General features: G+C 54.3%; 9 protein-coding genes. 4 read left to right on the top strand and 5 right to left on the bottom strand.

The window, feature by feature from the left end; translation table 11 throughout:
• Nucleotides 1–78 precede the first annotated feature (78 nt).
• Both C4542_00670 and C4542_00675 read right to left on the bottom strand, forming a co-directional pair.
• Nucleotides 79–309, bottom strand: coding sequence for a hypothetical protein (locus C4542_00670; protein RJO63114.1), 231 nt, complete (start codon nucleotides 307–309; stop codon nucleotides 79–81).
• Between the two features lie 255 nt (nucleotides 310–564).
• Nucleotides 565–774, bottom strand: coding sequence for a hypothetical protein (locus tag C4542_00675; protein ID RJO63115.1), 210 nt, complete (start codon nucleotides 772–774; stop codon nucleotides 565–567).
• A 195-nt stretch (nucleotides 775–969) separates the two neighbouring features.
• Between C4542_00675 and C4542_00680 the strand changes: the two genes are divergently transcribed.
• The 4 genes from C4542_00680 to C4542_00695 all read left to right on the top strand — a co-directional run bounded on the left by C4542_00680 (nucleotide 970) and on the right by C4542_00695 (nucleotide 8253).
• Nucleotides 970–2577: a DHA2 family efflux MFS transporter permease subunit gene (locus C4542_00680; GenBank protein RJO63116.1), complete on the top strand. Its 1608-nt coding sequence runs from the start codon at nucleotides 970–972 to the stop codon at nucleotides 2575–2577.
• 117 nt (nucleotides 2578–2694) lie between these two features.
• Nucleotides 2695–4854 carry a sodium-translocating pyrophosphatase gene (locus C4542_00685; GenBank protein ID RJO63117.1) on the top strand — a complete coding sequence of 720 codons (2160 nt, stop codon included), beginning with the start codon at nucleotides 2695–2697 and terminating at the stop codon, nucleotides 4852–4854.
• A 10-nt stretch (nucleotides 4855–4864) separates the two neighbouring features.
• Nucleotides 4865–7300, top strand: a complete 2436-nt coding sequence (locus C4542_00690) for an endonuclease MutS2 (GenBank protein ID RJO63118.1) — start codon at nucleotides 4865–4867, stop codon at nucleotides 7298–7300.
• 80 nt (nucleotides 7301–7380) lie between these two features.
• Nucleotides 7381–8253, top strand: coding sequence for a hypothetical protein (locus tag C4542_00695; protein RJO63119.1), 873 nt, complete (start codon nucleotides 7381–7383; stop codon nucleotides 8251–8253).
• 22 nt (nucleotides 8254–8275) lie between these two features.
• Here the strand turns inward: C4542_00695 and C4542_00700 are convergent, their stop codons facing one another.
• From C4542_00700 to C4542_00710, 3 genes are all read right to left on the bottom strand, one after another.
• Nucleotides 8276–8512 carry a hypothetical protein gene (locus C4542_00700; protein ID RJO63120.1) on the bottom strand — a complete coding sequence of 79 codons (237 nt, stop codon included), beginning with the start codon at nucleotides 8510–8512 and terminating at the stop codon, nucleotides 8276–8278.
• 65 nt (nucleotides 8513–8577) lie between these two features.
• On the bottom strand, nucleotides 8578–10350 hold the full coding sequence (gene glmS, locus C4542_00705) for a glutamine--fructose-6-phosphate transaminase (isomerizing) (protein ID RJO63121.1): 1773 nt from the start codon (nucleotides 10348–10350) through the stop codon (nucleotides 8578–8580).
• Nucleotides 10351–10401: 51 nt separating this feature from the next.
• Nucleotides 10402–11607 (bottom strand): glucose-1-phosphate thymidylyltransferase, encoded by a 1206-nt coding sequence (locus tag C4542_00710; GenBank protein ID RJO63124.1) that lies wholly within the window; start codon nucleotides 11605–11607, stop codon nucleotides 10402–10404.
• Nucleotides 11608–11771: the final 164 nt, after the last annotated feature.

Raw genomic sequence — 11771 nt, forward strand, 5'->3', positions numbered from 1 at the left:
CCATTATGGCAATAGCCTTCAGGATGTTGCACTACTCGAAAAATGAGATTTTTCGGCTAATACGCCTGCAGCGGGTCTTCAGCCTTTCTCCAGCTCTTCCGTGATGTCCTGTGTCATTTTGAGGAAAAGCTTCCGGATTTTTTTCATCACCTCGGCCGCGGCCTGTTCGCCGGCTTTGCGGGCTTCCGCGGCCGCCTGGCGGGCCTCAGCCGCTGCTTTCTCTGCAGTCACGATACTTGTTTCTATATCGTCAAGGATTTCAGGTAACGGTTTTTCCAGTATGATATGTTTTTTTTCTTTAGGTTCCATGTGAATCCTCCCTGGTTGTAATAATTTGTGTGTTTTACTATTTTTAATCATAACTTAAACCAAAAGATCTGTCACTATATAAATGTAAATAAGCCAGCCGGCTGCCATGCTTGAAATGATAGAAGCGGTGCTTAAAGCGAGGGAAGAGAATCCTCCGACTGTTAAAATCCTTGCGGTTTACTCCAGCCTCGGAGGGAAGTGGTGGTTTTTCTCTGCGCCAAACATTATGTCGTATTATTTTTGTTACTAGTCCGGTTAAAGTTTTGAATCGAAATCCAGACCCGCGGCATCGACACCGGCCTCTTCAAGCCTGGCTTTCGCCAGTTCCAGCTTCAACCGGAGCTCGTTGAGGCGCATTTTCAAGGCCTCGTTTTCAAGTTCCATCGCGTTCAACTTGTTGCGCATGGCGTTGGTGAATAACGTGATCAGGGATTCGGTATCCGCCATATCGAAATTATCAGCCATCTTGTTCCTTTCTTTAATGCAATCCGTGGGTTAGTGCGACTATTATACCACCATTCCCTTCCTATTTTCCTTTATCACTAATGGCAGACGCAGACAAGGGCTTTGACGTGCGCGGTGGGGGGGTGGCATAATGGGTAGTCTTGTTAATCGAATCTATATGCGGTTCACGCGGGATGCGCCTGGAACTGGATTGTAATGGATAGCCCCCCGGTTAAACTCGGTTTGCGCGCGCTGCCCAGGCGCCAGATAGTCCTGACTATGGCGGGTGTACTCATGGCACTGTTCATGAGCTCGCTTGACCAGACCATAGTGAACACTGCCATGCCGCGTATCATCGTGGACCTGAATGGTTTTGCCCACTATACCTGGATAATCACTATCTACATCATTACCTCGGCCATAACCATCCCCATCATCGGCAAGCTGACCGACATGTATGGGCGCAAGCCGTTCTACATCGCCGGGATTGTCATATTCACCATCTCATCGTTTCTCTCCGGCTTAAGCCAGAGTATGATGCAGCTCATCATCTTCCGCGGCATACAGGGCATCGGCGCCGGCGCCATGATAGCCAATGCCTTTACAGTCATCGCCGATATTTTCCCGCCCGCGGAGCGCGGCAAATACCAGGGCATCATCAGCGCTGTTTTCGGCATATCGGCCATCGTTGGTCCTTCGCTCGGCGGTTTTATCACGGATACTCTTTCATGGCACTGGATATTCTTCGTGAATGTGCCTATTGGCACTGCCGTCGTCGTTCTTTTCATATTGTTTTTCCCGGATGTCCGCCCGGCAGCGGGACATCGCCACCAGGTCGACTATCCCGGCATATTCACCCTATCGGTCGGCGTGGCTGCGCTGCTGCTGGCTCTGTCCTGGGGCGGCGCGCAGTATCCCTGGAATTCGTTCCCGGTAATCGGCCTACTCGCCCTGTTTGCGGTCATGCTGGTAGCCTTTTTATATACTGAAATCAGGAGTCGCGAGCCGATCATCCCGCTATCTCTTTTCGGTAACCGCATTGTCGCCGTTTCTGAAATCGTGGTTTTTCTAACCGCCTTCGGCATGTTCGGAGCCATTACCTTCGTCCCGCTCTTTTTTCAAGGCGTGCTGGGAGCTACGGCGACCGCCAGCGGCGGATTTTTAACGCCCATGATTTTGGGGCAAGTAAGCGGCAGCTTTATTTCTGGACAGTTGCTGTCGAGAACGGGAGGGCATTACCGCGTTCAGGGCGTGTTTGGTTTGGGACTTATGGCGGTTGGAATATTCTTTCTATCCAGGATGGGGACTGACACCAGTTTCGTAGTTGCCATCGTCAATATAGTTATGACGGGTTTCGGCCTGGGCATGACAATGCCTCTATATACCATCGCCGTACAGAATACTGTTCCCTATAACATGCTGGGAGTCGCTACCTCATCTGTACCCTTCATACGCTCGATCGGCGCCTCGGTTGGCCTAGCTATCTTCGGCTCCACCATGACTTCTCGCTTCGCGGCTGAATTCACGGGGCGGCTTTCACCGGCGCTCAGAGACGCGTTGCCGGCGGCACAGATAGATGCGCTGGGGCACAATCCGCAGACACTTCTCAGCGCAGCCTCGCAGGCGGAACTCAAGGATTTCCTGATGCAGGCCAGCCCGCAGGGAAGTCAGCTGTTCGATCAGCTTCAGGAAACGCTCAAACAGGCGTTAAGCTCGGCGCTGCGTGAGGTTTTTATCATCTCGCTGATTACGGCTGTCCTGGCTATAGGCGTGCACCTCTTTATAAAAGAAATACCGCTGCGCAAAGAACACAGGAACAGATAGCCGTACAGCGGTCCCAGCAGTGCGACACCCTCCGTATAGCCTAGCCAAACGGGGCTAATATGTGTATAATGTAGCCCAAAAATATTTCAGAAATCATATAGAAAAGGAGAAAACTTAATGCCCGGTCTTTTCTGGATAGTGCCCGTATCCGGTGTGCTCACGGTGCTGTTCGTGCTGTGGCTGGCACGCAACGTGCTCAAGCGCGACAGCGGCACGCCCAAGATGAAGGAAATAGGCGACATGATCTTCCAGGGCGCCTGGGCTTTCATGAAGCGTCAGTACAGCACGATTGCCATTTTCTCGGTGGCGATAGCCATTATCATCGGCGTCCTGGTCGGCGTGCTGGGCGGCAATGAAGCCGGATATACCGGCTTTGCCATCGGCTGGCGTACTTCTGTGGCCTTCCTGGTGGGAGCCCTGTGCTCCGCCGTAGCCGGTTTTGTTGGCATGTATATAGCTGTCAAATCCAACGTCCGCTGCGCCTCCGCCGCTCAGAAAAGCCTGAGGGAGGCGGTAACCGTAGCTTTGCGGGGTGGTGGCGTGGCTGGATTCCTCATTACAGCGTTGAGCCTTATCGGTGTCACGGTTATATTTTTTGCCTTCGGGGGATACAGCAAACCCGAAATCGCTCCTCACCTCATCGTGGGTTTTGGCTTCGGTGCCAGTTTCGTGGCCCTTTTCGCACAACTCGGCGGCGGTATTTATACCAAGGCCGCTGATGTGGGCGCCGACCTGGTCGGCAAGGTGGAATCGGGCATTCCGGAAGATGACCCGCGCAATCCCGCCGTGATTGCGGACCTGGTGGGTGATAACGTCGGCGACTGCGCCGGACGCGGCGCGGACCTTTTCGAATCCACGGCTGCCGAGAATATCGGCGCCATGATCCTGGGTATCGCGGCTTATCTGGTAACAAAAAATGTCGTCTGGATACTCTTTCCGCTGGTGGTGCGCGGCTTCGGCATGGTCGCCAGCATGGTGGGGTTGATGGTCGTCAAAGCCAAGGAGGGCGAAAACCCCATGAATGCCCTCAACCGCGGCTATTATGTGGCGCTCCTCCTCTCCGTGGTTGGCCTTTTCCTGAGCGTCTACTTTATGCTGCACAAGGACCTCAATGGCAAGGAGATGTGGCTTTTCGCTGCCGGGCTGGTGGGCATTATCGCCAGTGTTATCGTGGTCTTCGTGACACAGTATTACACCGAGTTCCGTTTCCGCCCCGTTAGAGAGATCGCAGAGGCTTCCAAGACCGGGCCGGCCACCAACATCATCGCCGGGCTTTCGGTAGGTTTTGAAACCACTTTTGCTACGGCTCTTATCATCGGCGTAGCCCTCATGCTGGCTTACTGGTTTGGCACTCTTAGCGGTGTGGCTGGCGCTGGCGCGTTCGGTACTGCCGTGGCCACCATGGGCATGCTGATGACCTGTCCCTACATCCTTACTATGGATACATTCGGCCCTATTACCGACAACGCCAACGGCATTAACGAGATGGCTGGCGCCGGGCCCGAGGTGCGCAAAATTACAGACCGTCTGGATGCGGTCGGCAATACTACCAAGGCCTTGACCAAGGGCTATGCGCTGGTTTCAGCCGGTCTGGCGGCTTTCCTGCTGTTCCAGGCCTATCTCGACCGAGTCTCATTCATCAAGTTTGGTGTAGTCGGACAATATGCGGTAGTCGATATCGCCCGCATTGAGGTTTTTGTGGGCGCTTTGCTGGCCGCAATGGTGGTCTATCTGTTCAGCGCCATGGCCATAAAAGCCGTCGGCAAAACAGCCGGTAAAATTATCGAAGAAGTTCGCCGCCAGTTCAAGGCTGACCCTGAAATACTCAATCCCAAAGATCCCGCTCATCCCCACAAACCGGATTATGCCAGGGCCGTGGATATCACCGCCCGCGCCGGCCTGCATGAGATGATTGCCCCCGGACTTCTTCCCGTCCTCGCTCCGGTCATTGTCGGGCTTGTTTTCAAGTGGATGGGCTACGATGCGCCCATGGTGGTAGCTGCCTTCCTGATGGTGGGAACCATCGGCGGCATCATGATGGCGTCGTTTATGAACAACGGCGGCGGCGCCTGGGACAATGCCAAGAAGATGATTGAAGACGGGCAGCTCAAGGACGAAAAGGGCAACGTTCTCGGCAAGAAGACCCCCGCTCACGCGGCAGCCGTGGTGGGCGATACTATCGGCGACCCCCTTAAAGATACGGCCGGCCCTTCCCTGCACGTCTTAATCAAACTCCTGGCTACTATCACTCTGGTATTGGTTCCTCTGTTCATCTAACAACTCAGCAATGTTGAAAAACCGAGGGGCAGCCAGGCGGCTGCCCCTTCTTTGTTTATATCGAGAGGTTGTTTCGTGTAAAATATGTTCTGACATGGACAACAAAGACCTGGAACTCCTGGAATTTCCCCGTATCAGAGATATTATCGCCGGGTATTGTTCCTTTTCTCTGAGCCGCGAGGCGGCGCTCGGCCTCACGCCCTCGTCAGACTTTGCCGAGGTCGAGGCACGGCTGGCCGAATCTTCAGAGGCACGCCATCTTCTTGAAGCGGAACCCTCAATCGGCGTATCCGGCATCGAGGATGTCACCTCGGTAGTCATCGCTGCCGGGCGGGGCAAGATACTCGACCCGCAAAGCCTCAACGCCGTACGCGTCACCCTGGAGGTGCTCAGAATACTGCGGGAGAAAGTTTCGCATCACGCAGAAGAACTGCCACACCTCTGGGCTTATGCCTGCAATATCACGGCGCACGGAGGGCTGGGAAACGTCATCAGCCGCGCTATTTCGCCTGATGGAGAGCTGCTGCCCAACGCCTCGGCCAAACTGGCCTCCATCCGCCATAACCAGCGCTCGCGCCGCGCCGAGCTGGTGGATAAGCTCCAGGCTTACATCACCTCTGACGCCGGCCGCCGCTACATACAGGAACCGATTGTCACCGAGCGCGAAGGCCGTTTCGTCATCGCCGTCAAAAGTGAATTCCGCGGCGAGGTCAAAGGCATCGTCCACGATGTTTCCAACAGCGGTGCCAGTATTTTCGTAGAACCCTGGCAGACTCTTGAGTTGGGTAATGCCATCAAGGAACTCCAGATTGAAGAACAGCGCGAGATAGAGCGCATACTCACTGAGCTGAGCGCTGCTGTGGGAGATATCTGTGACAGTATCTCGGCGGGCATCAAGGCCGCCGCCGCGATTGATTTTTCGCTGGCAAGGGCCCGTTTTGCGGGACGCTTCAGAGCCACTGAAGCGCAAATCTACCGCCCCACCGATGCCAAGCCGCCATTGGTACACCTTGAGGCAGCGCGCCATCCCCTTATAGGCGACAGCGCTGTGCCCATAGATGTCGACCTCGGGAAGGACTTCTCCGTGCTGGTCATCACCGGCCCCAACACCGGCGGCAAGACGGTGTGTCTCAAGACAGTTGGCCTGTTATGCGCCATGACACAGGCTGGCCTGCCCATTCCGGCCTCCCCCGCCAGCCACCTGCCGGTACTGGACGGCATTTACGCCGACATCGGCGACGAGCAAAGCATAGCGCAGACCCTCTCCACCTTCGGCTGGCACATGAGCAACATCAGTCGCATACTCAAATCGGCGCGGGGCTACAATCTCGTCGTGCTCGACGAGCTGGGGGCCAGCACCGACCCGCTGGAAGGTTCCGCCCTGGCGCGCGCCATACTGCTTTTCCTGCTGCAAAACAAGTTTCTGGCGGCGGTAACCACGCACTACACCGACCTGAAAGTGTTTGCCCACGTCACGCCGGGGCTGGAAAACGCCTCCTTCGATTTCGATCCCCGCACCCTCACCCCCACTTTTCACCTGACGCTGGGCATTCCGGGCGGCTCGAACGCCATCGCCACGGCATCTCACTTCGGGCTGCCGGAAGCGGTGGTTTCTCAGGCACGCGCCGCGCTCAGCCAGGAAAACCAGCAGATGGAGACGCTTCTTATCAGCCTGAATGCCGAAAAGCAGCATCTTGTTGACGTCAACAAAGAGCTGGAGAGAGAGAAGAGTACTTATCTGAAGCAGAACGAGATGCTTTCCGCCGAACTCAAAAAACTATGCGACGAGCAACAGGCCATGATACGTTCCGCCCGCGACGATATCGTGGCCGAGGTAGCCTCGCTGCAAAAAGAGATAAACAGCGCCTCGGCGGAGCTTAAAAGGCAGGTGTCGAAGACGGCTGTCAGCGGAGCGCGCGAGTCCTCCAAAAAAGTGAGGGAACGACTGAACCAGGGCATCTTCGCCCGGCAGACGGAACAGGCCGCCACATCGGAAGAGGGCGAGATAGCGGTGGGAGACCGCGTGTGGCTCAGGGAGTATGACGTCAAGGGCACGGTCACGGCGCTGAACCCGGAAAGCGGCCAGGTTGAGGTCATTGCCGGGGCCCTGCGTTTCAGGGTCGGACGGGACAATGTCGCCCGGTTGTCGGGCGCGCAGCCGGAAGCCTCTCAGGCGGTGAAACTGCACACGGCTCCCCGCTCCGTGCCCATGGAGCTTGACCTGCGCGGCAAACGTGCGGAGGAAATCGAGCCGCTACTGGACAACTACCTGAGCGACGCCGCCGTGGCGCGGTTGCCGTGGGTGCGCATCATTCACGGCTTCGGCACGGGCGCGGTGCGCAGCATTGTGCGGGAAATGGCCGGGCGGCACCCGCTGGCAAAGAGCTTCAAGAGCGCCGAACAGAATGAGGGCGGCGGCGGGGCGACGATTATCAATTTGAGGTAAGGCCGGCCTGATTATCCTCGAAAAAAGAGAGGAAGAAAATGCCTATTCTAGTTGATACAATTACGTAGAGGAAATTGGTATTGGCTAAACAACTATATCAGCAGGCTGTTGTTCAATCAATGTCAAGACACAGTAGTGTCGGCAGGATTATGTCGGTTATTGGTTTTGACATATCTGTGGAGACAACATTAAAAGCCGTGGTAGGTTCACTAGATGCCTCAAGTACTCCAAACGATAGATTTCAGGGCTTGGTCCAACAAGTTGAAAACTTATTAGCTAACGCAGGTTCCAACCAACTGCCAGATAAGGCAAATATCCAACATATTCACGCAATTCGGAATGATGCACAACACAAAGCAAGATACCCTAATGAAATAGAGGTCAGTGACTGTCGCACCTATGCCAGGGATTTTCTACAGAAGATTCTTCAGGACACATGGGGTCTTCAATTTGAAAGAATTAGCCTCATTGACCTTATCCAAAATGATGAGGCGAGGAAATACCTTGCTGATGCTGAATCTGCTTTGGAGAAGGGGGATTACCGTCGTGCAGTGGAAGAGGCAGCTGCCGGGTTAACGCGGGCGCTAGCAAAGGTAAAGGCATCCTTGGTTGGTAAAGACCAGTTGTTCATAGATGGGATTATCGTGCAGAAATCAATACGGGAGCCAGGGCCAGATGAATCTATATTAGAAGCATTCAGAAAGATGCAGGATACTCTAATGTATTTGTCTCTAGGAATGAATATAGCCGACCACATGCATTTTTACGAAATTGCGGGTATGACAATTTTTACAATCAACGGAAAACACGAGCAATTTGGAGTTAAAGAACCGCTTCAGCAAAAGGATGCCGAGTTCGTAGTGGCATATTGCACTGATTCTGTGGTTCAGATTGAAGAGCAAGTAGGCAGCCTCGATAAACCCTTCGGGAAGGATTTTTATTATTGGCACTAATCTAGAAGATTCCCTGGGTCTTCTATGCCTGTTGGTTAACGTTCATATTGGAGTTTTTCAATTCTCTATATAGGCCTTCGCCGCTTTCGTTGTCGGGCCACTGATATTTCTTAAAAAATGCGGCCTTACTCAACGTCTCGACGTCCTTTCTGATTTCCGTACCATTTTCTTTCCGATCAGTCTTGAGGAACAACAAATCCCCACCTGACAAGATAAGCACATTCTCACAGCCGTGTATCGGTTGATTGCCAAGCCACATTAAAACGTTGCTTCCATCACCGACTGGCAGTTTCCATTTGTACTAGATCATTTTTTATCCTCCATTCACTTCACCGTCACGCTCTTAGCAAGGTTCCTCGGCCTGTCCGGGTCAACGCCGCGCGCCAGCGCCGTAAAATAGGCTAGTTCCTGCAGCGGTACAATCGTTACGAAGGGATAAAGTATTTCTTCCACCTTCGGTATCCTGAAACATTCATTGAAAGCCGGGTGGCACCTGTCAGAAACCCCAAATATGCGGGCCCCCCGTGTCTTGGCTTCTTCGACGTTATGAATGGTATCCTCGAAGGTATAGTCGTCGGGGCAGATGGCCACGATGGGCGTGCCTTTCTCTATCAAGGCCAGCGTGCCGTGCTTGAGTTCCCCCGCCGGCATGCCTTCGCCGTGCACGTAGGAGACCTCCTTCATTTTAAGTGCCGCCTCCATGGCGATATGGAAATTGCTTCCCCTGGCGATGAAGTAGCAGGCGTTGAATTTGGCTATATAGGCCGCCACGCATTCGGCTTTTTTAAGGTTGGTCTCATAGGCCAGCTCTACCAGCGGCACGGTATTTTTGAGCTTTTCCGTTATCATTTGCTGCTGCCCTACCAGATAATGGCTCAGCAGCGCCAGCACTGTGATTTGGGCAATGTAGCTCTTGGTGGCGGCCACGGCGTTTTCCTGCCCGCATTTCAGCGGGAAAACGAGGTCGCTCAGTCTGCTTAGCTGCGAGGATGGGCGGTTCACCAGGGATATTACTTTAGCCCCTCGGGCTCTGGCCGTCCTCACGCCTTCCAGCACGTCGGCGGTTTCGCCGCTCTGCGACAGGGCGATAACCACGCTTCCCTCATTGATAGAGTCCGCGAAATACTTGAATTCAGAACCGATGATGACCTCGCTGAGCTTGCCCCCAACGCGCGAGAATAAATACCTGCCCATCAACGCGGCGTGCCGCGAGGTGCCGCAGGCGGTGAAGATGACGTTTTTGGCGCTCTTTACGGCCCGCGCCGCCTGCGCCATACCGGCCTCGTCCTGGATGACGGCCTGTTCGATGGCCCAGGGCTCTTCCCGGATTTCGCGCATCATGTGGTGTTTTAGGCTGTCGTCCACGGCGAAACCCGATTGGCGCTGCACGTTCCCGGCCTTTTTGTGGATGGGGTTGCCGGATGCGTCGAAGAACCGGAAATTGTCAGCTCCCACGACGGCTATCTCACCATTTTCAAGGGCATATATCTCCCTGTATCCTTCGGGGAAAGAGTCTATGTCGCTGGAGGCGATACTCCCCCCAGCCCCGTTCCCCAGCAGCAGCGGCATCTCGCGGGCACAGGCGAATAATACCTGCGGCTCCGTCTGGCACAGCGCCAGAAAGGCGAACGGCCCGCGAAGCTCTTTTACCGCCAGAGCCATGGCCCCCGTCATGCTACCCGTCCGTTTGAGATATTTGGCCAGCAGGAAAGGGATGACCTCGGTATCCGTGGTGGATACGAATTGATGCTCCGACTTGAGCTGCTGCCGCAGTTCTGCGGCGTTTTCCACGATGCCGTTGTGCACCACGGCGATGATACTGCGGTTGTCGAGCTGAGGGTGAGCGTTGACCTGGTTTACCTCGCCGTGGGTGGCCCACCTGACATGCCCGATGCCGACGTGGCCAGGAAGTTCGGATAAATGCTGTTTGCTTTCGACTTCCTCGATTTTTCCCGAGTCCTTTTTATATAGCAGTCGGCCTTCGGAAACCGTGGCGATGCCGGCGGAGTCGTAGCCCCGGTACTCCAGCCGCTTCAAGGCGTCGAGGATAAAAGGGGCCGCTTTTCCGGGCCCGCTGTAGCCGATTAAACCGCACATATTTTATTTTACCATTATGTCAAATCAAATGGTGAAAATAGCTCAACCTACTCAGGACTTTCGATGAATATTGTCCGCTATGATGCCTGTGGCCAGCATTCCCGGCCCTATCCAGACGTTATTGCCGATGACAGTCCCGGCGTTGATACTGACGTTAATCCCGGTCATCACTCCATCGCCGAGGATGGCTCCCAGCTTATTGTGTTTGGTGTCCTGGCCATTAATATGGATGCTCGCTTTATTCAGCCTCAGGTTGGCGATACTGGTTCCGGCGCCCAGGTTGCAGTTCTCCCCGATGATGCTGTCGCCAATATAGCTCAGATGTGGGATTTTCGTCCCGCGCATGATTATAGAGTTTTTGATTTCGACGCCCGCGCCAATGCGGCAGTTGTCCGCTATGCTCGTTGACGGTCTGATGAAGCAGTTCGGCCCGATGTCGCAATCTCGCCCGATGCAAACGGGGCCTACAAGGTAACTGCCCGAACGAATTATAGTGCCTTCTCCGATAGTAATCGGGCCCTTGAGATGGACGTTTTCTTCGATGGTGCCATTATTGCATGCGCTCATACCCGACATGACGCTCGCGTTAGCCTCGAGCAGGTCCCAGGGATAGGCGATATCCTGCCATTGTTCGACTGTTTCACAACGCACTGGTACGCCCTGCTCGATGAGCATCTCGATGGAACGCGTCAGCTCGAATTCTCCTCTTTCCGACTCGGCGGTGTTGCCGATAGCGGAAAAAATCTGCTGTGTCATAAAATAAATTCCGGTATTGACCAGTTTCGAGGAAGGATGAGCGGGTTTTTCAAAAATATGCCGCACAAGGCCGTCCTTCTCCTCAATAACCCCCAGACCGGAGGGATCGCTGACCTCCTTGACGCCGATAGTGATTTGATTTGACTGACTGAGCTTGCGGATATCGTGCTCATTTATAATTATATCCCCGTTTAACACCAGGAAATTTCCCCGCACGATGTTTTGTGCCGCTTTGAGGGCATCGGCTGTTCCCCGGGCTGGCTCTTGCAAGCGATATAGGATGCGCACGCCCCATTTGTCGCCGTTGCCGAAATATTCTTTTATCTTTTCGGCTTGGTAACCTGCGACTATGATGAAATCGGTTATGCCGGCTTTTTGGGCTTCGAGAACAACGCCTTCCAGGATGGGTTTGTTGGCGACGGGAAGCATGGCCTTGGGGCGGTTAAGCGTTAACGGCCTCATGCGCGTACCCTCGCCGGCGGCTAGAATTACTGCTTGCATTTTCATCTTCTTGCGGGATCTCGGATGTCACCTAGATTTATTATACTACGTGACGAGGATATGGTTTGGAGTGAACCCCTGAGACTGGACGCTTGAGGTTTGGTGGGTTTGGCAGGATCGAGTGTCCTATAATAAGGGCAAGAAAGGGACCTGCCATGAGAAGC

The organism is Dehalococcoidia bacterium (genome assembly GCA_003597995.1).
GTDB lineage: Bacteria > Chloroflexota > Dehalococcoidia > Dehalococcoidales > UBA1222 > SURF-27.

What these genes read in the sequence shown, in the direction of transcription:
- C4542_00675 (RJO63115.1), bottom strand. Translation starts at nt 774, where the DNA reads ATGGCTGATAATTTCGATATGGCGGATACCGAATCCCTGATCACGTTA.
- C4542_00670 (RJO63114.1), bottom strand. Translation starts at nt 309, where the DNA reads ATGGAACCTAAAGAAAAAAAACATATCATACTGGAAAAACCGTTACCT.
- glmS (RJO63121.1), bottom strand. Translation starts at nt 10,350, where the DNA reads ATGTGCGGTTTAATCGGCTACAGCGGGCCCGGAAAAGCGGCCCCTTTT.
- C4542_00680 (RJO63116.1), top strand. Translation starts at nt 970, where the DNA reads ATGGATAGCCCCCCGGTTAAACTCGGTTTGCGCGCGCTGCCCAGGCGC.
- C4542_00685 (RJO63117.1), top strand. Translation starts at nt 2,695, where the DNA reads ATGCCCGGTCTTTTCTGGATAGTGCCCGTATCCGGTGTGCTCACGGTG.
- C4542_00700 (RJO63120.1), bottom strand. Translation starts at nt 8,512, where the DNA reads ATGTGGCTTGGCAATCAACCGATACACGGCTGTGAGAATGTGCTTATC.
- C4542_00690 (RJO63118.1), top strand. Translation starts at nt 4,865, where the DNA reads ATGTTGAAAAACCGAGGGGCAGCCAGGCGGCTGCCCCTTCTTTGTTTA.
- C4542_00710 (RJO63124.1), bottom strand. Translation starts at nt 11,607, where the DNA reads ATGCAAGCAGTAATTCTAGCCGCCGGCGAGGGTACGCGCATGAGGCCG.